A 23656-nucleotide genomic window follows, 5' to 3' on the forward strand; every position below is an offset into this window, starting at 1 on the left:
TTTCTCCTTATTTTTATTTAAATTCATAACTAATATTTTTAAACAATTCATACATCAATAATTTGTTAATCAAATTCTTTTATTACAATATTTACAATTATTCATTTTTAAACTCATAATTATCTAATTTACTTATATTTTCTTCTAATTGTTGAAAATTTGTATTATTTTCAATTACATTATTAGTATTTGGATTATCAATATAAACAATTTCTTCATCAATTATTGCTGATTGGTCAACTTGTAATGCTTTATTAATTAAATTTTGATTTTCTAATTTAATACTTGGATTTTTATTAATATCTCTAATTATTGCTTTAATAACTGTTTTTAAAGCCATAGCATCAAAACTAGTATTTCAAGGACTATTACCATTTGCTTTACTATATTTTTTTCTATGTTCTTCACATTCTTGTTTAGTCATACCTTTAATGAAAGTAATATTTTTTCCTAAATAATCTTTAATACAAATCATTCCATAATAACCAATAATTTCTTTTGGTTCAAATATTTTTGCTGGATTAATTTCTCAACGTTTAGTTTTATCATTATAAATATGTTTATTTGTAATAACTTCTCTTTGAAAATCAATAACACAATTACTTCTTTGTAATAAAGTTAAAAAACCATCTTCTTGAATTTGTACTTGTAATTCAGTACCATAAGGTATTAATGCTAATTCTTTTTTAATAGGATTATTTGATAAATTTAATTCAAATATAGTTGCTAATGTATTTAGTAAAGATTGTTGATTTAATGTTGATAATTTTTTATCATTTAATTTAGTAACTTCATAATATTTTTTAAAATCATTAATTTGATTTTTTGTAATTGTTTTAGGTAATATTAAATTTGTCATTTTATTTTAATTCCTTTCATGTTCAAATTGCTTTTTCTCATTCAATTAATAATTCATTTGTTATTTCTACTTTTATTAATTCAATTTTATTTTCTTTAACTCAACATATAAAATGTATATTTGATAATTCATAATTATTATTTTTTAATAATCAATAATATGCTATTATTTGTAATTTTGATTTTTCTAATAATTCTTTACTAAAAACTTTATAAGTTTTAAAATCAATTATTGTATATAAATTTAATTTTTCATTTTTAAATATTAAATCTGGAGTTCCTGCAACAATATCCTAATTAAATGCTTTTTCAATAATATATTCATTATTATTAATAAATTTAGTTGGTAAATATTCTAATAATGTATAACAATAATTTAAATAATTTTCGGGAAATAAATCTTTAATAATATTTTTAATTTGATTATTTATATTTTTAATAGTTATATTTTTAAAATATAATTCTGCTATTTTATGAACTGCATTACCTCGAATTCTTGCATTATAAATATTAAAACAATATTTACAGTTATTACATTTACAATATGAATTACCTAAATAATAATCTAATATTTTACTTACTGATATTAATTCTTTATTTTGAATAAAATATTGATGTGTTTCTTTTTTAAAAATTAAATTATTTTTTTGATTGTTTAATTGCATTTTTAATTAAACTCCTTATAAATCCATTAATTTTCATATTTTTTTCTTCACAAATTTCTTTTAATGTTTCATAATCTTTTTCAGTAAATCTTAAATGAACAATAATTTGTTTTATCATTAAATCTTCTAGTTTCTTTTTAGGGGCTGCTACCATTTTTATTCACTACTTTCTTTTAACCTTTAATAATTTTTTTATAATCAATAATTGCTTGTTCAATTTTATTTACATTTTCATATTTAAAATAATCATTACTAATGTTTAAATCTCCGTCATCGTCAATTCTAACGTCTAAACTACTTTCATATTTCCTATTAAATTCTTCTTGTAACTCATCAAATTTATCTAATAATTCTTTTGCTTTTTGTAATTCTAATTGATTCATTATTTATTACACTCCTTTAAAATTTTCTAATTGTAATTCATTAATATAATATTCATATAAGTAATCTCAATTATTTGATGTTAAATACATATCTTCTTCAATCATTTCATTAATACATTTATTACAATAATATGTATTTTCTAATTCATAAAATCATATATATTTTTCCTTATGAATATTACATTTCATCATTATCACTCATTAATTTATAAAAACATTTATTACAAGTTCTATTTGCAAATGATGAATTTTTATGACAAATATCACATGAACCATATATTTTTATTTCATGTTTTAAATAAATTCTTTTATCTTCTTTTAAATTCAACATAATTAATTCTCACTTTCTATAATTTTTAATATTTCTTGTATTTCAATATTTTTTTTATTTTTAAGTAATTTTTCATTACATAAATTTTTAATTAATTCTATTTTTTCAATATTTAATAACATATTAATTTCCTTTAATAATTTAAATAAAATATTTTTTCATTATGAGTTTCTATATCTTTCATTGGCATAACAATATAATTAATTGGCTTATCATTTTCTTTATAAGGATTATTTATTTTAAAACTTTTATTATCTTTTTCTCATGTAATGTTATATTTAAAACATTTTTGATTTTTATTATTTGTAAAAATATAATAACCATTATATTGTTCATTAATTTTTTCATTACAAGCAATTAATTCATTTTCATTTGTAGTAATATCTGGAATATTTTTAATATATTTTAAAATATCACTACCTTTAATACTTTCAATATTTTCTGTAATTGATTTTTTACCTAATTTATAATTAAAATCTTCAATTATTTTTAATGTTATTTTTTTTATTATTTTTATTAAAAGTAGTATCTTTAATTGGAAATCATGTTTCATATTCACCAATTTCTAATAACATACCTTTAGTTGTTTCTCTAACTTTATTTTTAATATCTAAATTAACATTAATCATTACAAATCCTTTCTACGTATAAGCCTTATCACCTACAGTGATAAAAGGCTTATATACTACTAACTAATACTTCTATCTACTATACGTAAGGCTTATGCTACTGTAAGTAGCAAAGCCTTGGAGGGTAGGGGTTCTAGGGGAAGGGAACCAAAATTTCTGAAATTTTCAAAGAGCAACACAAAAATTACTATTGGTTAATTCCAGCACAATAGCCTACATAATTTTTTATTTAGTTATGGAATAATTAATTACTTTAATAAAGTGCTGGTTTAATAAAATAATTAATTATAATTGTTCAACAATTAAAAATGAGAGTTTTATCTCTCATTCACACTTTTATTAAACATAACTATTAACGAAATACGCCCCATTTTTTGTTAGTAAAGTGTTAACTATTTCCAAATAACCTTTTCAAGTACTTCATATTAAAGCTGTATCACCTTTTTCATTTACATAATTAATATTGGTATTATGTACTATTAAACTATTAACTATATTTAGATAACCATTTCGCGCGCTTCATATTAAAGCATTATTATTTATTTGATTTGTATAATCAGCATTAGCATTATGCGCTATTATAACATTAGCTATATCTAAATATCCGTTTCTGGCGGCTCACTTGAAAGCAGTGTAACCTTCTATATTTTCATGATTAATATTAATATTATGTTGCATTATTAAGCTATTAACAATATTTAAGTGTCCGTTTCTAACGGCTGATATTAAAGCTGTATCACCATAACGATTTTCATGATTAATATTAGCAAAATTATCGATTAAGAGATTAATGATTTCATGGTGTCCGTTTCTGGCGGCTAAGATTAAAGCGGTTTCATCATTATCTTCATTTATATGATTAACATTGGCATTATGTGTTATTAATACATTAACGATATTTAAGTGTCCATTTTTAGCAGTTAGTGTTAAAGCAGTATTATTAAAATTATTAGGATGATTAATATTAATATTATGTTGCATTATTAAACTATTAACGATATTTAAGTGTCCATTTTTAGCAGCTAATAATAAAGCGGTTTCATTACCATTATTTTCATGATTAATATTAGCGTTATTTTCTATTAGTGTATTAACTATTTCAATATGATTATTTTCAGCAGCTAATAATAAAGCAGTATTACCAAATATATTAGCATGATTGATATTAGCACCATTTTCTAGTAAAGTTTTAACGATATTTAAGTGTCCATTTCAGGCGGCTAGTGTTAAAGCACTAAAATTATTTATAGTTAAATAATTAACATCAGCACCATTATTTGTCAGTAAAATATTAATTGTATCTAAATCACCATTTCAAGCACTATTTATTAATTTTTCATTTAAATCGTCATTCATTTTTTTACTCCTTTAACAATAAAAACCCATTTACTTTAGACATATTCCGTAATTAAATTTTTTAAAAGTCAATTAATAATTTTAAAATTTATTTTATAATTTTGTTATTAACAATAAATTTAGAAAAGTGTTGATAAAAATGATTTTTGAAAATTTAAAAAAATTAAAAAATGAAGAATTTTATAGATATTTTGGTATAAAACGTTTTCATTTTAATGAAATGTTAGAAAAATTAATTGAAATAGAAAAATTAGAAAAAAATAAAGGTCGAAAAAATAAACTTTCAGTAGAAGAAAGATTAATGATGACTTTATTATACTGAAAAGAATATTATACTTTTTTTCAAATGAGTATTAAATCTAAAATGAGCCCATCAAGTTGTTTTCGAAATATTACTTGAGTAGAAAATAAACTTAGTAACCACAAAGATTACCAATTTTTAAAAGAAAGATATAAATTAAAAATTGATAAAAAACAAGAAAATTCAAATGAATTTCAATTTTATTTAATTGATTCAACTGAGATTGAAATTGAAAGACCAACTAAAAAAAACTACAGTTAGAATATTTTTCTGGTAAAAGTTGAATGTATTCTATAAAATTTCAAATTGTATATGATTTTTTTAATAAAAAAATTGTTGATATTTTTGCTGATAATGGTAAAGTGCATGATTTTCAAATATTAAAAAATTCAAATCTTGAATTTTCAGAAAAAACAATAATTATTGGTGATTTAGGATATCAAGGTATACAAAATATTTATAAAAATACAATAATACCAATTAAAAGAACTAAAAATAAAAAATTAACTAAACAAGAAAGAAAATACAATAAGATTGTATCTAAAATTAGAATTAAAGTTGAACATGTCTTTGCTTGATTGAAAAGATTCAAAATTTTAGTAAATAAATGTAGAAAATCTAAATTTAGACTTATGTACTTAAGATTTAACTTACTTTGTGAAATTTTTAATAAAATAAAACCATTAAAATAAAAAAAATATTAAAAATATTTTTTTAAAATTTAAATTTTTATCGAGTTAATATAAAAATATTATTAACAATTTTTTGTTTAAAATGTAAACTCATTTTTTAAACTATTTTTTCAAAAAATATTTATTTCTATATTCAATAACACTAAATAGTTTTAAAACAATTTTATTGACAATTAATTAAATTTAATTACGGAATATGTCCAATGTTTAATTTAGGTTTTAACTCAACTTGAAATAACTTATTATTTTCTTCTAATAATTTATAAAGTTTATTATCAATTGTCTTTATATAGATATTAGACTTCTTGCAAAACCTATCTATTAAAAATTAAATTTTTAAAATAAAATTAAAAATAAAAAAGATAGGTAATCTATGATGTTTGATAAATTAAAAACTATTAACAATCCAGAATTATTAAGATTAACTGGTATAAATGATATTATTTTTAATAAAATTCTAGAAATTTTAAAGACAGAAGAAGTAAAAAAGTTTAAAAATGGTGGTACACCTAATAAATTATCATTAGAAAATCGTTTATTAATGACTTTAGAATATTGAAGAGAGTATCGAACTTATTTTCATATTGCTAAAAGTTATGGAATTAATGAAAGTAGTTGCTATAGGAATATCAAGTGAATAGAAAATACTTTAATAAAACATCCTGATTTTCAACAACTTGATGGGCAAAAATCACTGTTAAATAATAATTTTAAAGATAAAACAGTTATCATTGATGTGACTGAAAGTACTATTCAACGCCCAAAAAAAGTCAAAAACAATATTATTCAGGAAAAAAGAAAAAACATACAATAAAAACTCAAGTCATAATTGAAAAAGATAGTAAAAAAATTATAAGTTCTTATTTTTCTTATGGTAAAAATCATCATTTTAAAATTTTAAAAAATTCAAAAACGAAATTTTTATCAGAAACAACTATTTTAGTAGATTTAGGATATCAAGGTATACAAAACATACATAAAAATGTCTTATTACCTAAACGAAAATCAAAGAAAAACCCTTTAACTAAAGAAGAAAAGAAAAATAATAAGGCTATTTCAAAAATGAGAGTTGTTATTGAACATGTTTTTGCGATTCTTAAAAAATTTAAAATTATTAGTGAAAAATATCGAAATAGAAGAAAAAAATTTGCATTAAGATTTAATTTAATAGCTTCAATTTATAATTTACAATTATTAATTTAAATATATTTGATAATTTAATATTTTATTTTTTTATTTGAAATAATAATTTTTGTTGTATTTTAATGACAAAAAATAAAACATATTTTGAACAATAATTTTTAAAAAATATTAAAAGTGTTATTAAAATAAATTTTTAAACTTAAAAAATGTGATTAATATCATAGTTTTGCAAGAAGTCTATTATATATTGGTACTGATAAAGGTAAAGTTTATTATTTAAATATATAACTTTTTGACAAAATAAATCTACAATAAGGAGTTTTTAATGACTGAAAAACAAAAAGCATATTATTTAAAAAATAAAGAAAAAATTATTGCAAGAGCAAGAAAATTTAGAAAAGAAAATAATGAAAACTTTAAATTAAAACAAAAAGAGTATTATCAACAAAACAAAGAAAAAAAACGACAATATTATCTAAAAAATCAAGAAAAAATAAGAAAAATAATAAAAGCATACTATGAGAAAAATAAAAATAATGAAAACTTTAAATTAAAACAAAAAGAGTATTATCAACAAAACAAAGAAAAAATTGATAACAGAAATAAGATATATGCAATATCACATAGAGAGCAAATCAATGCTCGTAGAAGAAAACGTAGAGAAGAATTAAAATTAATACTAATCAGTTAAAAGCAAGAAAAGTGCAATTATCATTATCTATAAACCATGAAAAAGTTGAAAAGTTAAAAATAATTGCTAGAAAAAATGGTATATCGGTAAGTAATTTAAATGAACAAATTATTGACCAATTAAAATAAATAATTACTTACTTATGTACAATCAATAAGTAAGTACTATACGTATATAAATAAATAAATTTATAAAAAAACCCGAAAAAATATTTTTTCGGGTTTTTTAATTATATTACTCAATAATCTTGGAAGTACTGTAGAGTAAACATAATATAAGAAATATGAAAATGTTCAATATTGAAGACTTAAATTTTATCATTTTTAAAATTTTGTTTTGATAAGAAATAATAAAATATGTTATAAGTGTTAGTTGTTTGATTAATTTTTAATCAAACAACTACAATCCATAAAATTGATATAATTAACATTAGAAAATTATTTTTAGTGTTTATTTTTTATTGGTCATTAAAAATAATTGTAATTTTCTAGATTTAAGAGGAGGCATAAATTATGAGAAGTATGAAAACATTATTAAGATTATTAGGTGCAGTTAGTTTAACTACAGTTGCAGCAAGTTCAGTTGTTGCTTGTGGATCTAAATCACCAGAAATACATGTTGATGTTGCGAAATTATTGGAATGATATGATGCAAATGGAAAAAGTAAAATTAACCAGAAATTAAACAAAAATGATACTACTGGTAAAGAAAATTATTCAATTATTGCTGATGATTCACTAATTAAAACTGCTGAACTTTTTAAAACTAAATTATTAATTCAAGGTTCTGCTGCAGGTAAGTTTAAAGCAAAAAATACTGAAGCTACAAAATTCTTATCTGACTTAGGTTTTAATTCTGGCAGTGACAGTAAAGATTATTCAATTGATGATGTTACGAAAATTACTGCATTAATTGCCAAAGTTACAAGTAGCACTCCAGGTAAAATTGAAGCAAACGGAACAACTGATTTTAAAGTTTCTGATGGTACTTGTCAAGTAGACATTATGAATAAAGCCGGAAATGATGCGACAGTTGTAAAATCTTACACTATCAAAACTCTTAAAAATGATGCATTAAATATTAATGCATCAGTTATTACTAATCTTATAGTTAATAAAGATGGTCTAAAATTAACTGATAGTGAAGGATTTAAACAAGGACAGCCAATTTCAAATTTTAAATTAAAAATAAATTCAGATAAGAAACAAAAACAATTTGATTCTTTAATTACATTATTAAATACAAATGTCAATACAAAATTCTTTAATGCTGTTACTGGTGGAACAGAAGTAACAGGAAATTTTCCAACTACAAAAGTTTTTTTAGAAATCCATTTTGGTAATGTAATACTTTCTTCTAGAATTGATTGTGATGTACCAAATGCTTAATTATTAAATATTTTAAAAGATTGCAGTTGCAATCTTTTTTTATTTTTATTATTTAATAAAATAACGGATTTCTCCCCACATGTACTAGTGGGGAGGAAACAATGAAATTGAATGAGTTCAACAATACTTTTCAAACAGAACAAGATTGTTTGAAATATATAGCAAGTTTGAAGGAAAACAAATGTATCAGATGTTCTTAAACAAGTTTAAATACTTATAATTTAAGAAGAATAAGATGTTTGAAATGTCATCAAACATTTAGTTTTCTTCATAACACCATTTTTTACAAGTCACAAACACCTTTGACATCTTGGTTTTATCTCATCTTTAGATGAATAAACACTAAACATGGAATTCCATCAACTGATGTTGCAAAAGAATTGGGTGTGACTTTGAAAACTGCTTGAAAAATGGGTCATGAAATCCGAAGTGTCATTGCAAAACAAGAACATAAATTTATTGTTGATGGCATAGTGCAAATGGATGAAATGTATCTTTCACATATGGGTTTTAAAAAACAAGGAAGATCCTTAGTTAATAAAACCTTGATTGTTGGGATTTATGAAAAAACAACCAATAATTTAATTGTGAAAGTATTGAAAAACGCAAAAAGTAAAAATCTTTTGCAGTTTGCAAGAAAACACATTTCTTCAAATTGTGATGTACATACTGATTCTTGAAAAGGATATCGCGATTTTAAATCAGTTTTCACTAAGATGAAACAGTTAACCATCAAGATGGCTATGTTTCAAAAATTGGTGTAAATACCAACCAAATTGAATCAGTATGAAAACATATACGAAGAACATTTAAAACACATATCAAAGTTGCAAAACATCATGTTCATTTATATGCAAAAGAAGCTGCATATAAGTTGACCAAAAGATTGTTGATAAATATTTTGAAAATAGTCAACCAAATTGATATGAAAATGAATCTAAAAATAATACAGAAAAACATAAAAGTGACTGATACGATACCAAAAACTTAGGTAAAAAACCAATGAGAAAAACAAAATCTAATTTGTTAATTGGTATAAAAAAGATAATAAAGGAGAATAAAAATGGAAAAAGTAAATTTACCAAAAAGTACTAAAAAAATTCATTATCAAATTTTTCGGGGTATAAACTTGACTGATTTATTAGTATTATTGATTTTTATAAGTATATCTATTTCAATAGCATTTTTAATTTCAATTAATATTTATTTAAAATTTTCTTTAAGTTTAATAATAATCGGACTTGGTTTTGTTTGTATTCAAAAATTCAAAAATGAAACAAGAGCGTATGAAATGCTTGTTCGTGCTTTTAAATATTTAGCAATTATGGGTAAAAGTTCAACTATAAATTTAAATCCTAATTTTGAATTAGAAAATAATAAAAACATTGTTAAATTTAAATATTTAAAAGACAATCTTTTTATGTCCGGTATTAAATTAGAAACAATAAATTTAACTTTATTAAATGAATCTCAACAAGCAACAGTGCTTGCTGATTTTGCTGATTTATTAAAAACAATTACAATGCCATGTAAAATCATAAAAACAAATCAAAATTATGATTTTATAGAACAAATTAATAATTTAAAATCACAAAAAACAAAAAGAAGTAGTGATGAAAATAATTATTTAATTGATTTACAAATTGAACAATTACAATCAATTCAAAAAACAAAATTATTAACTACACCATCAGTTTATATTGTTTTTTGTAGTGAAAATAAAGAAAATACATTAGACTTCTTGCAAAACCTATCTATTAAAAATTTAATTTTTAAAATAAAATTAAAAATAAAAAAGATAGGTAATCTATGATGTTTGATAAATTAAAAACTATTAACAATCCAGAATTATTAAGATTAACTGGTATAAATGATATTATTTTTAATAAAATTCTAGAAATTTTAAAGACAGAAGAAGTAAAAAAGTTTAAAAATGGTGGTACACCTAATAAATTATCATTATAAAATCGTTTATTAATGACTTTAGAATATTGAAGAGAGTATCGAACTTATTTTCATATTGCTAAAAGTTATGGAATTAGTGAAAGTAGTTGCTATAGGAATATCAAGTGAATAGAAAATACTTTAATAAAACATCCTGATTTTCAACAACTTGATGGGCAAAAATCACTGTTAAATAATAATTTTAAAGATAAAACAGTTATCATTGATGTGACTGAAAGTACTATTCAACGCCCAAAAAAAGTCAAAAACAATATTATTCAGGAAAAAAGAAAAAACATACAATAAAAACTCAAGTCATAATTGAAAAAGATAGTAAAAAAATTATAAGTTCTTATTTTTCTTATGGTAAAAATCATGATTTTAAAATTTTAAAAAATTCAAAAACGAAATTTTTATCAGAAACAACTATTTTAGTAGATTTAGGATATCAAGGTATACAAAACATACATAAAAATGTCTTATTACCTAAACGAAAATCAAAGAAAAACCCTTTAACTAAAGAAGAAAAGAAAAATAATAAGGCTATTTCAAAAATGAGAGTTGTTATTGAACATGTTTTTGCGATTCTTAAAAAATTTAAAATTATTAGTGAAAAATATCGAAATAGAAGAAAAAAATTTGCATTAAGATTTAATTTAATAGCTTCAATTTATAATTTACAATTATTAATTTAAATATTGGATGGGTTACAATTTATTGGACACTAATTACCTAGACAAGTAAACAAATTTGTTAAAAGAAAGGAACTATAATTATGGCCAATATTAACTCATATACCGATGAATTTAAAAAACAAATAGTAGCTTTATATCAAAGTGGCAAATCAGTATCTTGCCTTGCTAAAGAATATAATGGACATATTCCGTAATTAAATTTAATTAATTGTCAATAAAATTGTTTTAAAACTATTTAGTGTTATTGAATATAGAAATAAATATTTTTTGAAAAAATAGTTTAAAAAATGAGTTTACATTTTAAACAAAAAATTGTTAATAATATTTTTATATTAACTCGATAAAAATTTAAATTTTAGGTAATGTTTAGTAATCTGTGTAACTTACAAAAATAACTATGTTTAATTAATTCTAGTAAATATAATTAAATGACTAGAAAGAGTGAGTTACAGATGGCTAAAAAGCAAAATATTAATAATAATGATCCAATATCAAAAGCAGTAGATTTATTATTAGAAAATACTGAAGATTTAACAACAGTTTTTAAAGAGGGAGGATTGTATAAAGAATTAACAAAAAGATTAGTAGAAAAAATGTTGAATTCTGAGATGCAAAATTATTTGGGATATGAAAAGAATCAACATAGTAATAGTGACAATGCTCGTAATGGTATAAGTTCAAAAAAAATAATAACTCAACAAGGTAAAATTGAGATTGATGTACCACGAGATCGCAATAGTAATTTTAATCCTATAATAGTTGCAAAAAGACAAAGAAGATTTGATGGTTTTGATCAACAAGTTCTTTCTTTATATGCAAAAGGTATGACATTATCAGATATTAGAATGCAATTACAAGAGTTATATCATGGTGCTGATATTAGTGAAAGTGTTATTAGTCAAATTACTGATGATGTTATTGATGATGTAAAAGCATGGCAAAATCGACCATTAGAAAGTGTCTATCCGATTGTTTATTTTGATTGCATAGTAGTGAAAGTACGACAAGATAAAAGGATTATTAATAAATCAGTTTATATAGCTTTAGGAGTTGATTTAGAAGGTAAAAAAGATGTTTTAGGTTTATGAATTAGTGAAAATGAAGGTGCTAAATTTTGATTAGCAAATTTAACAGAAATGAAAAATCGTGGCTTAAATGATATTCTTATTGCCTGCAGTGATAATTTAACAGGCATGTCAGAAGCAATACAATCAGTTTATCTTAAAACAGAACATCAATTATGCATAGTTCATCAAATTAGAAATAGTTTGAAATATGTCTCATATAAGCATAGAAAATCTCTAGTTGCAGATTTAAAACCAATTTATACTGCATGTAGTGAAGAACAAGCAATGCAGGCTTTAGAATCCTTTGAAAATAAGTGAAATAAACAATATCCTCAAATTGCTAAATCTTGATATAAAAATTGAGATAATTTAATGGTTTTTATTAGTTATCCTACAGAAATCAAAAGAGTTATTTATACAACAAATGCTATTGAATCTGTAAATAGTCAATTACGAAAAGTTATCAGAAATAAAAAAGTTTTTCCTAATGATATGGCAGTTTTTAAAATATTTTATTTAGCAATTGAAAATATAACAAAAAAATGAACAATGCCCATTCAAAATTGAAATACAGCAATTGCTCATTTTATGATAAAATTTGAAGATAGAATTAATCTAAACTAGTACTTTGTAAAACAAAGATACACAGATTACATAAAAGCCTCAAATTTTAAAAAAATATTTTTAATATTTTTTTTATTTTAATGGTTTTATTTTATTAAAAATTTCACAAAGTAAGTTAAATCTTAAGTACATAAGTCTAAATTTAGATTTTCTACATTTATTTACTAAAATTTTGAATCTTTTCAATCAAGCAAAGACATGTTCAACTTTAATTCTAATTTTAGATACAATCTTATTGTATTTTCTTTCTTGTTTAGTTAATTTTTTATTTTTAGTTCTTTTAATTGGTATTATTGTATTTTTATAAATATTTTGTATACCTTGATATCCTAAATCACCAATAATTATTGTTTTTTCTGAAAATTCAAGATTTGAATTTTTTAATATTTGAAAATCATGCACTTTACCATTATCAGCAAAAATATCAACAATTTTTTTATTAAAAAAATCATATACAATTTGAAATTTTATAGAATACATTCAACTTTTACCAGAAAAATATTCTAACTGTAGTTTTTTTTAGTTGGTCTTTCAATTTCAATCTCAGTTGAATCAATTAAATAAAATTGAAATTCATTTGAATTTTCTTGTTTTTTATCAATTTTTAATTTATATCTTTCTTTTAAAAATTGGTAATCTTTGTGGTTACTAAGTTTATTTTCTACTCAAGTAATATTTCGAAAACAACTTGATGGGCTCATTTTAGATTTAATACTCATTTGAAAAAAAGTATAATATTCTTTTCAGTATAATAAAGTCATCATTAATCTTTCTTCTACTGAAAGTTTATTTTTTCGACCTTTATTTTTTTCTAATTTTTCTATTTCAATTAATTTTTCTAACATTTCATTAAAATGAAAACGTTTTATACCAAAATATCTATAAAATTCTTCATTTTTTAATTTTTTTAAATTTTAAAAAATCATTTTTATCAACACTTTTCTAAATTTATTGTTAATAACAAAATTATAAAATAAATTTTAAAATTATTAATTGACTTTTAAAAAATTTAATTACGGAATATGTCTACAGAAGAAATATCAAAATTACAATCAATAATTGAAGAACAATCAAACGAAATTCAAAAACTTAAAAAACAAATTGAAGAATTAAATAGTTCAAAACAAAGCAATGTTAATTTGACAAAATTTTCATATAACGCAATAACAATTTATGATGAAAAAAATATAAAAAAAACAGGAATTGAAAAAATTCACGAAGAAATTTTACCAATCGAAGATAAAATATTTTTTATAACAACTATTCAAAATCTGGATAACTCAATTAATGAAGAAGTAATGCATTTCAAACAATTTCAAAATGGTGATATTGAAATCATGAAGCAGTTGAAAAAATATGAAAATTTAAATCAGTATAAAAAACATATTTTGTTAATTGATAAAATTTCAACCAATGATACTAATAATTATCAATTTGTATCAATTAATAATTTTTTAAAACAACAACAAGATTTTAAACTAAAACCAACTAAAGGTGAAATAAGTATATGAACTATTACTATATTAATACCCATAGTTCTTATTACTATTGGTCTTATTCATCCCCCTCTATTTATAATGAGATTGGGATTTGGTATTGTTAGTCTTGGTCTTAAGGGAATTGCATCAATATTTTCACCTACAACAAAAAAAGTTGAAACTTGAATTAAACAAAAAATAAATAAAAATAAAGAACAAAAAGAGAAAAATAAAAAAGAACGTCAATCAATAATTAAAAATCTTACCAGTAATAAAACAGAAATTAAATTAGAAACTAGATTACAAACACAATATGATATTTTAAAACAAGAACTAGATAACAGAAAAGATAAAAATCATATTGAACTAATAAGTAACAATACAATAAATCATAATCCAAACAATCTTCTAGAAAATTTGACTATTGAATCAGAAAGTAATCAAAATTTTGATTGATTTATACGAAATAGAGTAAATAATCAAGACTCACAACCTTTAACAACTTCAAATCATAACTGAAATAAAGTTAAATGTTTATTTACATAATCAATAAGTAATAAATTTTGGCTTTTCTCCCTTTATGTACTATTTTTTAAAAATAATGATTTTTTATTATTTTTTACACATTTTTCGTTTTAAATATATATACTTTTTTTGTGAGTATTTTAAGGATAGAAAAAAATATTCTAAAAAATAATAAAGGAGAATATAAATATGTGAAGATCATGTAATGAATGAAGTCAAGAAAAAAAAGATGAATATAACAAAGATGCCGAAAGAATAAATAAAGCTTGAGGTGAAAAAAACGAAAGTGAAAGACGAGAAAAAGTTGCTAAGTCTTTTGAATCTGAAAAAGATAAAAAAGCATCAAATTCAAAAGGACCAAAAATGTAAATCTTAAATATTACAAAACTACTCAATGAGTAGTTTTATTGGTAATGTTTAGTAATCTGTGTAACTTACAAAAATAACTATGTTTAATTAATTCTAGTAAATATAATTAAATGACTAGAAAGAGTGAGTTACAGATGGCTAAAAAGCAAAATATTAATAATAATGATCCAATATCAAAAGCAGTAGATTTATTATTAGAAAATACTGAAGATTTAACAACAGTTTTTAAAGAGGGAGGATTGTATAAAGAATTAACAAAAAGATTAGTAGAAAAAATGTTGAATTCTGAGATGCAAAATTATTTGGGATATGAAAAGAATCAACATAGTAATAGTGACAATGCTCGTAATGGTATAAGTTCAAAAAAAATAATAACTCAACAAGGTAAAATTGAGATTGATGTACCACGAGATCGCAATAGTAATTTTAATCCTATAATAGTTGCAAAAAGACAAAGAAGATTTGATGGTTTTGATCAACAAGTTCTTTCTTTATATGCAAAAGGTATGACATTATCAGATATTAGAATGCAATTACAAGAGTTATATCATGGTGCTGATATTAGTGAAAGTGTTATTAGTCAAATTACTGATGATGTTATTGATGATGTAAAAGCATGGCAAAATCGACCATTAGAAAGTGTCTATCCGATTGTTTATTTTGATTGCATAGTAGTGAAAGTACGACAAGATAAAAGGATTATTAATAAATCAGTTTATATAGCTTTAGGAGTTGATTTAGAAGGTAAAAAAGATGTTTTAGGTTTATGAATTAGTGAAAATGAAGGTGCTAAATTTTGATTAGCAAATTTAACAGAAATGAAAAATCGTGGCTTAAATGATATTCTTATTGCCTGCAGTGATAATTTAACAGGCATGTCAGAAGCAATACAATCAGTTTATCTTAAAACAGAACATCAATTATGCATAGTTCATCAAATTAGAAATAGTTTGAAATATGTCTCATATAAGCATAGAAAATCTCTAGTTGCAGATTTAAAAGCAATTTATACTGCATGTAGTGAAGAACAAGCAATGCAGGCTTTAGAATCCTTTGAAAATAAGTGAAATAAACAATATCCTCAAATTGCTAAATCTTGATATAAAAATTGAGATAATTTAATGGTTTTTATTAGTTATCCTACAGAAATCAAAAGAGTTATTTATACAACAAATGCTATTGAATCTGTAAATAGTCAATTACGAAAAGTTATCAGAAATAAAAAAGTTTTTCCTAATGATATGGCAGTTTTTAAAATATTTTATTTAGCAATTGAAAATATAACAAAAAAATGAACAATGCCCATTCAAAATTGAAATACAGCAATTGCTCATTTTATGATAAAATTTGAAGATAGAATTAATCTAAACTAGTACTTTGTAAAACAAAGATACACAGATTACATAAAAGCCTCTTTATTTCACTTATTTTCAAAGGATTCTAAAGCCTGCATTGCTTGTTCTTCACTACATGCAGTATAAATTGGTTTTAAATCTGCAACTAGAGATTTTCTATGCTTATATGAGACATATTTCAAAAGACATATTCCGTAATTAAATTTTTTAAAAGTCAATTAATAATTTTAAAATTTATTTTATAATTTTGTTATTAACAATAAATTTAGAAAAGTGTTGATAAAAATGATTTTTGAAAATTTAAAAAAATTAAAAAATGAAGAATTTTATAGATATTTTGGTATAAAACGTTTTCATTTTAATGAAATGTTAGAAAAATTAATTGAAATAGAAAAATTAGAAAAAAATAAAGGTCAAAAAAATAAACTTTCAGTAGAAGAAAGATTAATGATGACTTTATTATACTGAAAAGAATATTATACTTTTTTTCAAATGAGTATTAAATCTAAAATGAGCCCATCAAGTTGTTTTCGAAATATTACTTGAGTAGAAAATAAACTTAGTAACCACAAAGATTACCAATTTTTAAAAGAAAGATATAAATTAAAAATTGATAAAAAACAAGAAAATTCAAATGAATTTCAATTTTATTTAATTGATTCAACTGAGGACATATTCCGTAATTAAATTTAATTAATTGTCAATAAAATTGTTTTAAAACTATTTAGTGTTATTGAATATAGAAATAAATATTTTTTGAAAAAATAGTTTAAAAAATGAGTTTACATTTTAAACAAAAAATTGTTAATAATATTTTTATATTAACTCGATAAAAATTTAAATTTTAAAAAAATATTTTTAATATTTTTTTTATTTTAATGGTTTTATTTTATTAAAAATTTCACAAAGTAAGTTAAATCTTAAGTACATAAGTCTAAATTTAGATTTTCTACATTTATTTACTAAAATTTTGAATCTTTTCAATCAAGCAAAGACATGTTCAACTTTAATTCTAATTTTAGATACAATCTTATTGTATTTTCTTTCTTGTTTAGTTAATTTTTTATTTTTAGTTCTTTTAATTGGTATTATTGTATTTTTATAAATATTTTGTATACCTTGATATCCTAAATCACCAATAATTATTGTTTTTTCTGAAAATTCAAGATTTGAATTTTTTAATATTTGAAAATCATGCACTTTACCATTATCAGCAAAAATATCAACAATTTTTTTATTAAAAAAATCATATACAATTTGAAATTTTATAGAATACATTCAACTTTTACCAGAAAAATATTCTAACTGTAGTTTTTTTTAGTTGGTCTTTCAATTTCAATCTCAGTTGAATCAATTAAATAAAATTGAAATTCATTTGAATTTTCTTGTTTTTTATCAATTTTTAATTTATATCTTTCTTTTAAAAATTGGTAATCTTTGTGGTTACTAAGTTTATTTTCTACTCAAGTAATATTTCGAAAACAACTTGATGGGCTCATTTTAGATTTAATACTCATTTGAAAAAAAGTATAATATTCTTTTCAGTATAATAAAGTCATCATTAATCTTTCTTCTACTGAAAGTTTATTTTTTTGACCTTTATTTTTTTCTAATTTTTCTATTTCAATTAATTTTTCTAACATTTCATTAAAATGAAAACGTTTTATACCAAAATATCTATAAAATTCTTCATTTTTTAATTTTTTTAAATTTTCAAAAATCATTTTTATCAACACTTTTCTAAATTTATTGTTAATAACAAAATTATAAAATAAATTTTAAAATTATTAATTGACTTTTAAAAAATTTAATTACGGAATATGTCTACAGAAGAAATATCAAAATTACAATCAATAATTGAAGAACAATCAAACGAAATTCAAAAACTTAAAAAACAAATTGAAGAATTAAATAGTTCAAAACAAAGCAATGTTAATTTGACAAAATTTTCATATAACGCAATAACAATTTATGATGAAAAAAATATAAAAAAAACAGGAATTGAAAAAATTCACGAAGAAATTTTACCAATCGAAGATAAAATATTTTTTATAACAACTATTCAAAATCTGGATAACTCAATTAATGAAGAAGTAATGCATTTCAAACAATTTCAAAATGGTGATATTGAAATCATGAAGCAGTTGAAAAAATATGAAAATTTAAATCAGTATAAAAAACATATTTTGTTAATTGATAAAATTTCAACCAATGATACTAATAATTATCAATTTGTACCAATTAATAATTTTTTAAAACAACAACAAGATTTTAAACTAAAACCAACTAAAGGTGAAATAAGTATATGAACTATTACTATATTAATACCCATAGTTCTTATTACTATTGGTCTTATTCATCCCCCTCTATTTATAATGAGATTGGGATTTGGTATTGTTAGTCTTGGTCTTAAGGGAATTGCATCAATATTTTCACCTACAACAAAAAAAGTTGAAACTTGAATTAAACAAAAAATAAATAAAAATAAAGAACAAAAAGAGAAAAATAAAAAAGAACGTCAATCAATAATTAAAAATCTTACCAGTAATAAAACAGAAATTAAATTAGAAACTAGATTACAAACACAATATGATATTTTAAAACAAGAACTAGATAACAGAAAAGATAAAAATCATATTGAACTAATAAGTAACAATACAATAAATCATAATCCAAACAATCTTCTAGAAAATTTGACTATTGAATCAGAAAGTAATCAAAATTTTGATTGATTTATACGAAATAGAGTAAATAATCAAGACTCACAACCTTTAACAACTTCAAATCATAACTGAAATAAAGTTAAATGTTTATTTACATAATCAATAAGTAATAAATTTTGGCTTTTCTCCCTTTATGTACTATTTTTTAAAAATAATGATTTTTTATTATTTTTTACACATTTTTCGTTTTAAATATATATACTTTTTTTGTGAGTATTTTAAGGATAGAAAAAAATATTCTAAAAAATAATAAAGGAGAATATAAATATGTGAAGATCATGTAATGAATGAAGTCAAGAAAAAAAAGATGAATATAACAAAGATGCCGAAAGAATAAATAAAGCTTGAGGTGAAAAAAACGAAAGTGAAAGACGAGAAAAAGTTGCTAAGTCTTTTGAATCTGAAAAAGATAAAAAAGCATCAAATTCAAAAGGACCAAAAATGTAAATCTTAAATATTACAAAACTACTCAATGAGTAGTTTTATTGGTAATGTTTAGTAATCTGTGTAACTTACAAAAATAACTATGTTTAATTAATTCTAGTAAATATAATTAAATGACTAGAAAGAGTGAGTTACAGATGGCTAAAAAGCAAAATATTAATAATAATGATCCAATATCAAAAGCAGTAGATTTATTATTAGAAAATACTGAAGATTTAACAACAGTTTTTAAAGAGGGAGGATTGTATAAAGAATTAACAAAAAGATTAGTAGAAAAAATGTTGAATTCTGAGATGCAAAATTATTTGGGATATGAAAAGAATCAACATAGTAATAGTGACAATGCTCGTAATGGTATAAGTTCAAAAAAAATAATAACTCAACAAGGTAAAATTGAGATTGATGTACCACGAGATCGCAATAGTAATTTTAATCCTATAATAGTTGCAAAAAGACAAAGAAGATTTGATGGTTTTGATCAACAAGTTCTTTCTTTATATGCAAAAGGTATGACATTATCAGATATTAGAATGCAATTACAAGAGTTATATCATGGTGCTGATATTAGTGAAAGTGTTATTAGTCAAATTACTGATGATGTTATTGATGATGTAAAAGCATGGCAAAATCGACCATTAGAAAGTGTCTATCCGATTGTTTATTTTGATTGCATAGTAGTGAAAGTACGACAAGATAAAAGGATTATTAATAAATCAGTTTATATAGCTTTAGGAGTTGATTTAGAAGGTAAAAAAGATGTTTTAGGTTTATGAATTAGTGAAAATGAAGGTGCTAAATTTTGATTAGCAAATTTAACAGAAATGAAAAATCGTGGCTTAAATGATATTCTTATTGCCTGCAGTGATAATTTAACAGGCATGTCAGAAGCAATACAATCAGTTTATCTTAAAACAGAACATCAATTATGCATAGTTCATCAAATTAGAAATAGTTTGAAATATGTCTCATATAAGCATAGAAAATCTCTAGTTGCAGATTTAAAACCAATTTATACTGCATGTAGTGAAGAACAAGCAATGCAGGCTTTAGAATCCTTTGAAAATAAGTGAAATAAACAATATCCTCAAATTGCTAAATCTTGATATAAAAATTGAGATAATTTAATGGTTTTTATTAGTTATCCTACAGAAATCAAAAGAGTTATTTATACAACAAATGCTATTGAATCTGTAAATAGTCAATTACGAAAAGTTATCAGAAATAAAAAAGTTTTTCCTAATGATATGGCAGTTTTTAAAATATTTTATTTAGCAATTGAAAATATAACAAAAAAATGAACAATGCCCATTCAAAATTGAAATACAGCAATTGCTCATTTTATGATAAAATTTGAAGATAGAATTAATCTAAACTAGTACTTTGTAAAACAAAGATACACAGATTACATAAAAGCCTCGTTTTATTTTTTCTTGTAGAGTTTTACTTAAAATATTAACAGTTATTTAAGTAAAATATATTTTTAAATATTTAAAAATATATATCTTAGAACCTGTTCTTTTGTCTTTAAATAAAGGTCATATATGACCTTTATTTTGTTATATTTGTTTATTTTCAAATTCATGTTTACTAGTTCATTTTGATTTTGCAATATTTTTACAAGATATTTTTTTATTTTTATTCTTTTTGAAAATTGATTTAATTTTTTTAAACATTTGTTTTTACCTCAGTTTCTTTTTGAATAATTGCTGATTTAATTGTTTGTTTGTAAATAGATTTTGGTTGAAATTTTGGTGAGTAATGTTCACTCATTTGTAAAGTTTGACCAGTTCTAGGATTTCTTACTGTTCTTGCATTCTTTTTAACAATCATGAATTTTCCAAGATTTGAAATATCAACAAATTCACCAATTGAATTTTTAGCAATAATTATTTCTGAAAGTTTATCAATGCACTTTTCAACATCTTTTTGGTTTAAATTAATTTCGTTACTAATTGATTTTACTAATTCTTTTTTGTTCATAATATGCCTCCATAAATTATTATTAATTAAATTTTACCAAATTTACTAAATCAACTATTACTTGTGAATATGTTGTAGATTTAATTTTTGCGATTTCATTAATTTTATCAACGGTTTCTTGTGGTAAGATAAATGTTTTAATTATTTTATTTTTATTTTTATTCCCGTTATTAATCATATTTAAAGAAACTTTTTCTTTAAAGCTGTTGTTATTTATTTCATCTTTTTTAATGTTATTTTTTTCTTGTTTATTGGGTTTTAAAATTTCAAAAGCATCCAAATTTAAATTAATATCTTTCATATTTTCCTCCTTTTTTAAATAAATATTATTTAATTAATACTTAAATAATAAATACATTATAAATAAATATTCATTAAATATTAAATAAATAATAATTACATATTATTTATTTAATATTTCATTAACTAAATTTTTATAAATATCTAAGAGTTGTGTTTTTTTATTTTCAAAAACCAAAGGCAAGTTTTTGGTTGCCATAAACTCTGCTTGTTTAATAGAAATAGGAATAAAATTTTCAAAAATTTTTATATCTTTTTTATCAACATTATTTTTTATAGTTTTTATCATTTGTAAATGGATTTTTGTTCTTTTATTTATTAATGTAGGTAATACACCTAATATTTTTGGATTAATTTTATGATATTGTTTAATTTCATCTATATAGTTTAATAAACGATTAAATCCTTGATAACTATAGGCTTCTGCTTGCATAGGAATAATAATACAATCGACTGCAAATAAAATGTTAATCATTGTTAAACCCATAGAAGGAGGACTATCAATAAAAATAAAATCATAGTCATTTTTTATAAGTTCAATAAGTAATTTTAGAGAATAAAATTGCTTATTTTCAACATTTCATTTTTTATTAATATTAATGTCAAAGAAAGACATTTTTGAATTTGATGGTAAAAGATGAAGTTTTCCATTTTCAATTAATATTGGCAATATTACATCATTAATATTTACATTATTAAAAATAACATCATAAATAGTATATTTTAATGCTTCTACATTTTGACCAAAACTAGAGCCAACATTACCTTGTGCATCCATATCAATAATCAGTACTTTATGTCCTTGTAATGCCAATAATGAAGCACAATTAACTGTTAAAGTAGTTTTTAATACTCCACCTTTATTATTTATAAATGATAAAACTTTACTCATATTTTCCTCCTTTTTTTAAATAAATATTATTTAATTAATACTTAAATAATAAATACATTATAAATAAATATTCATTAAATATTAAATAAATAATATTATTTTCTTTGATTTTTAATACAAGTTCCAAACTTAAATTTTCTTTGATTTTTAGTATATAATTCTGTAAATCTTTTTCATTTTTCATTTTTAATTTTTTTAATTATATTTTGGACATATTCCGTAATTAAATTTAATTAATTGTCAATAAAATTGTTTTAAAACTATTTAGTGTTATTGAATATAGAAATAAATATTTTTTGAAAAAATAGTTTAAAAAATGAGTTTACATTTTAAACAAAAAATTGTTAATAATATTTTTATATTAACTCGATAAAAATTTAAATTTTAAAAAAATATTTTTAATATTTTTTTTATTTTAATGGTTTTATTTTATTAAAAATTTCACAAAGTAAGTTAAATCTTAAGTACATAAGTCTAAATTTAGATTTTCTACATTTATTTACTAAAATTTTGAATCTTTTCAATCAAGCAAAGACATGTTCAACTTTAATTCTAATTTTAGATACAATCTTATTGTATTTTCTTTCTTGTTTAGTTAATTTTTTATTTTTAGTTCTTTTAATTGGTATTATTGTATTTTTATAAATATTTTGTATACCTTGATATCCTAAATCACCAATAATTATTGTTTTTTCTGAAAATTCAAGATTTGAATTTTTTAATATTTGAAAATCATGCACTTTACCATTATCAGCAAAAATATCAACAATTTTTTTATTAAAAAAATCATATACAATTTGAAATTTTATAGAATACATTCAAC

At 21.3% G+C, this 23656-nt stretch carries 33 protein-coding genes and 2 pseudogenes; 17 read left to right on the forward strand and 18 right to left on the reverse strand.

Going from position 1 to position 23656, the window contains the following annotated elements:
- Nucleotides 1–97: 97 nt before the first annotated feature.
- From AACL24_RS08715 to AACL24_RS08750, 8 genes are all read right to left on the reverse strand, one after another.
- On the reverse strand, nt 98–859 hold the full coding sequence (locus AACL24_RS08715; RefSeq protein WP_339046188.1) for a RecT family recombinase: 762 nt from the start codon (nt 857–859) through the stop codon (nt 98–100).
- A 292-nt stretch (nt 860–1151) separates the two neighbouring features.
- Nucleotides 1152–1523 carry a hypothetical protein gene (locus tag AACL24_RS08720; protein WP_339046190.1) on the reverse strand — a complete coding sequence of 124 codons (372 nt, stop codon included), beginning with the start codon at nt 1521–1523 and terminating at the stop codon, nt 1152–1154.
- A complete protein-coding gene (locus AACL24_RS08725; protein WP_339046192.1) occupies nt 1498–1677 on the reverse strand; it encodes a hypothetical protein in 180 nt (59 codons plus the stop codon). The genes AACL24_RS08720 and AACL24_RS08725 overlap by 26 nt, the downstream gene beginning before the upstream one ends.
- A gap of 19 nt (nt 1678–1696) precedes the next feature.
- The gene (locus tag AACL24_RS08730; protein ID WP_339046092.1) at nt 1697–1906 is read right to left on the reverse strand and encodes a hypothetical protein; all 210 of its coding nucleotides are present in this window, start codon (nt 1904–1906) and stop codon (nt 1697–1699) included.
- 6 nt (nt 1907–1912) lie between these two features.
- The gene (locus tag AACL24_RS08735; protein WP_339046194.1) at nt 1913–2098 is read right to left on the reverse strand and encodes a hypothetical protein; all 186 of its coding nucleotides are present in this window, start codon (nt 2096–2098) and stop codon (nt 1913–1915) included.
- Nucleotides 2085–2237 (reverse strand): hypothetical protein, encoded by a 153-nt coding sequence (locus AACL24_RS08740; RefSeq protein ID WP_339046196.1) that lies wholly within the window; start codon nt 2235–2237, stop codon nt 2085–2087. Before AACL24_RS08740 ends, AACL24_RS08735 begins: the two co-directional genes overlap by 14 nt.
- A gap of 133 nt (nt 2238–2370) precedes the next feature.
- On the reverse strand, nt 2371–2790 hold the full coding sequence (locus tag AACL24_RS08745) for a hypothetical protein (RefSeq protein ID WP_339046198.1): 420 nt from the start codon (nt 2788–2790) through the stop codon (nt 2371–2373).
- A gap of 415 nt (nt 2791–3205) precedes the next feature.
- Nucleotides 3206–4222, reverse strand: a complete 1017-nt coding sequence (locus tag AACL24_RS08750; RefSeq protein ID WP_339046200.1) for an ankyrin repeat domain-containing protein — start codon at nt 4220–4222, stop codon at nt 3206–3208.
- A gap of 139 nt (nt 4223–4361) precedes the next feature.
- On the opposite strand from AACL24_RS08750, the gene AACL24_RS08755 reads away from it, so the two are divergent.
- The 10 genes and pseudogenes from AACL24_RS08755 (at nt 4362) to AACL24_RS08800 (ending at nt 12767) form a co-directional block, all read left to right on the forward strand.
- The gene (locus AACL24_RS08755) at nt 4362–4784 is read left to right on the forward strand and encodes a transposase family protein (RefSeq protein WP_339045912.1); all 423 of its coding nucleotides are present in this window, start codon (nt 4362–4364) and stop codon (nt 4782–4784) included.
- Between the two features lie 23 nt (nt 4785–4807).
- Nucleotides 4808–5215: a transposase family protein gene (locus tag AACL24_RS08760; protein WP_339045908.1), complete on the forward strand. Its 408-nt coding sequence runs from the start codon at nt 4808–4810 to the stop codon at nt 5213–5215.
- 373 nt (nt 5216–5588) lie between these two features.
- Nucleotides 5589–6418 (forward strand): IS5 family transposase gene (locus tag AACL24_RS08765; RefSeq protein WP_339046202.1). Its coding sequence is split into 2 segments (ribosomal slippage): nt 5589–5985 and nt 5985–6418, totalling 831 coding nucleotides; the frame shifts between segments, so codons are not numbered across the junction.
- 265 nt (nt 6419–6683) lie between these two features.
- Nucleotides 6684–7049: a hypothetical protein gene (locus tag AACL24_RS08770; protein WP_339046204.1), complete on the forward strand. Its 366-nt coding sequence runs from the start codon at nt 6684–6686 to the stop codon at nt 7047–7049.
- Nucleotides 7050–7561: 512 nt separating this feature from the next.
- The gene (locus AACL24_RS08775) at nt 7562–8437 is read left to right on the forward strand and encodes a hypothetical protein (protein ID WP_339046206.1); all 876 of its coding nucleotides are present in this window, start codon (nt 7562–7564) and stop codon (nt 8435–8437) included.
- A gap of 410 nt (nt 8438–8847) precedes the next feature.
- A complete protein-coding gene (locus AACL24_RS08780) occupies nt 8848–9201 on the forward strand; it encodes a transposase (protein WP_339046208.1) in 354 nt (117 codons plus the stop codon).
- A gap of 299 nt (nt 9202–9500) precedes the next feature.
- Nucleotides 9501–10265: a hypothetical protein gene (locus AACL24_RS08785; protein WP_339046210.1), complete on the forward strand. Its 765-nt coding sequence runs from the start codon at nt 9501–9503 to the stop codon at nt 10263–10265.
- A pseudogene (locus AACL24_RS08790) lies at nt 10247–11076 on the forward strand (IS5 family transposase). The gene AACL24_RS08785 and the pseudogene AACL24_RS08790 overlap by 19 nt, the downstream one beginning before the upstream one ends.
- 80 nt (nt 11077–11156) lie before the next feature.
- On the forward strand, nt 11157–11270 hold the full coding sequence (locus tag AACL24_RS08795) for a transposase (RefSeq protein WP_339046212.1): 114 nt from the start codon (nt 11157–11159) through the stop codon (nt 11268–11270).
- Between the two features lie 258 nt (nt 11271–11528).
- Nucleotides 11529–12767: an IS256 family transposase gene (locus AACL24_RS08800; RefSeq protein WP_339046650.1), complete on the forward strand. Its 1239-nt coding sequence runs from the start codon at nt 11529–11531 to the stop codon at nt 12765–12767.
- Nucleotides 12768–12839: 72 nt separating this feature from the next.
- Here the strand turns inward: AACL24_RS08800 and AACL24_RS08805 are convergent, their stop codons facing one another.
- Together AACL24_RS08805 and AACL24_RS08810 are read right to left on the reverse strand one after the other, a co-directional pair.
- Nucleotides 12840–13247 carry a transposase family protein gene (locus AACL24_RS08805; protein WP_339045908.1) on the reverse strand — a complete coding sequence of 136 codons (408 nt, stop codon included), beginning with the start codon at nt 13245–13247 and terminating at the stop codon, nt 12840–12842.
- A 23-nt stretch (nt 13248–13270) separates the two neighbouring features.
- Entirely contained in the window at nt 13271–13612 is a 342-nt protein-coding gene (locus tag AACL24_RS08810) for a transposase family protein (RefSeq protein ID WP_339046214.1), read from the reverse strand.
- 177 nt (nt 13613–13789) lie between these two features.
- On the opposite strand from AACL24_RS08810, the gene AACL24_RS08815 reads away from it, so the two are divergent.
- The 3 genes from AACL24_RS08815 to AACL24_RS08825 all read left to right on the forward strand — a co-directional run bounded on the left by AACL24_RS08815 (nt 13790) and on the right by AACL24_RS08825 (nt 16512).
- Nucleotides 13790–14791, forward strand: a complete 1002-nt coding sequence (locus tag AACL24_RS08815) for a hypothetical protein (RefSeq protein WP_339046216.1) — start codon at nt 13790–13792, stop codon at nt 14789–14791.
- Nucleotides 14792–14959: 168 nt separating this feature from the next.
- Complete coding sequence (locus AACL24_RS08820) at nt 14960–15139, forward strand: hypothetical protein (protein ID WP_339046218.1); 180 nt, start codon at nt 14960–14962, stop codon at nt 15137–15139.
- Between the two features lie 134 nt (nt 15140–15273).
- Nucleotides 15274–16512, forward strand: a complete 1239-nt coding sequence (locus tag AACL24_RS08825) for an IS256 family transposase (RefSeq protein WP_339049432.1) — start codon at nt 15274–15276, stop codon at nt 16510–16512.
- Nucleotides 16513–16550: 38 nt separating this feature from the next.
- On the opposite strand, the pseudogene AACL24_RS08830 reads toward AACL24_RS08825, so the two are convergent.
- Nucleotides 16551–16676: pseudogene (locus tag AACL24_RS08830) on the reverse strand (transposase); the annotation flags it as partial.
- Between the two features lie 103 nt (nt 16677–16779).
- Here AACL24_RS08830 and AACL24_RS08835 point away from each other — a divergent pair.
- Nucleotides 16780–17181 (forward strand): transposase family protein, encoded by a 402-nt coding sequence (locus AACL24_RS08835; RefSeq protein ID WP_339046224.1) that lies wholly within the window; start codon nt 16780–16782, stop codon nt 17179–17181.
- Nucleotides 17182–17364: 183 nt separating this feature from the next.
- Here the strand turns inward: AACL24_RS08835 and AACL24_RS08840 are convergent, their stop codons facing one another.
- Nucleotides 17365–17772, reverse strand: a complete 408-nt coding sequence (locus AACL24_RS08840; protein ID WP_339045908.1) for a transposase family protein — start codon at nt 17770–17772, stop codon at nt 17365–17367.
- Nucleotides 17773–17795: 23 nt separating this feature from the next.
- Complete coding sequence (locus AACL24_RS08845; RefSeq protein WP_339046226.1) at nt 17796–18218, reverse strand: transposase family protein; 423 nt, start codon at nt 18216–18218, stop codon at nt 17796–17798.
- A gap of 96 nt (nt 18219–18314) precedes the next feature.
- Between AACL24_RS08845 and AACL24_RS08850 the strand changes: the two genes are divergently transcribed.
- The 3 genes from AACL24_RS08850 to AACL24_RS08860 all read left to right on the forward strand — a co-directional run bounded on the left by AACL24_RS08850 (nt 18315) and on the right by AACL24_RS08860 (nt 21037).
- A complete protein-coding gene (locus tag AACL24_RS08850) occupies nt 18315–19316 on the forward strand; it encodes a hypothetical protein (RefSeq protein ID WP_339046228.1) in 1002 nt (333 codons plus the stop codon).
- A 168-nt stretch (nt 19317–19484) separates the two neighbouring features.
- Nucleotides 19485–19664: a hypothetical protein gene (locus tag AACL24_RS08855; protein ID WP_339046218.1), complete on the forward strand. Its 180-nt coding sequence runs from the start codon at nt 19485–19487 to the stop codon at nt 19662–19664.
- A 134-nt stretch (nt 19665–19798) separates the two neighbouring features.
- The gene (locus AACL24_RS08860; protein ID WP_339046650.1) at nt 19799–21037 is read left to right on the forward strand and encodes an IS256 family transposase; all 1239 of its coding nucleotides are present in this window, start codon (nt 19799–19801) and stop codon (nt 21035–21037) included.
- Between the two features lie 289 nt (nt 21038–21326).
- On the opposite strand, the gene AACL24_RS08865 is transcribed toward AACL24_RS08860, so the two are convergent.
- The 5 genes from AACL24_RS08865 to AACL24_RS08885 form a co-directional block, all read right to left on the reverse strand.
- Complete coding sequence (locus AACL24_RS08865) at nt 21327–21641, reverse strand: HU family DNA-binding protein (RefSeq protein ID WP_339046230.1); 315 nt, start codon at nt 21639–21641, stop codon at nt 21327–21329.
- Nucleotides 21642–21663: 22 nt separating this feature from the next.
- Nucleotides 21664–21942: a hypothetical protein gene (locus AACL24_RS08870; RefSeq protein ID WP_339046232.1), complete on the reverse strand. Its 279-nt coding sequence runs from the start codon at nt 21940–21942 to the stop codon at nt 21664–21666.
- 102 nt (nt 21943–22044) lie between these two features.
- A complete protein-coding gene (locus AACL24_RS08875) occupies nt 22045–22833 on the reverse strand; it encodes a ParA family protein (protein ID WP_339046234.1) in 789 nt (262 codons plus the stop codon).
- A 34-nt stretch (nt 22834–22867) separates the two neighbouring features.
- Nucleotides 22868–23017 carry a hypothetical protein gene (locus AACL24_RS08880; RefSeq protein WP_339046236.1) on the reverse strand — a complete coding sequence of 50 codons (150 nt, stop codon included), beginning with the start codon at nt 23015–23017 and terminating at the stop codon, nt 22868–22870.
- Nucleotides 23018–23243: 226 nt separating this feature from the next.
- On the reverse strand, nt 23244–23651 hold the full coding sequence (locus tag AACL24_RS08885; RefSeq protein ID WP_339045908.1) for a transposase family protein: 408 nt from the start codon (nt 23649–23651) through the stop codon (nt 23244–23246).
- Nucleotides 23652–23656 lie beyond the last annotated feature (5 nt).

Origin of the sequence: Spiroplasma endosymbiont of Colias croceus, from assembly GCF_964020095.1 — a bacterium.
GTDB lineage: Bacteria > Bacillota_I > Bacilli_A > Mycoplasmatales > VBWQ01 > Spiroplasma_E.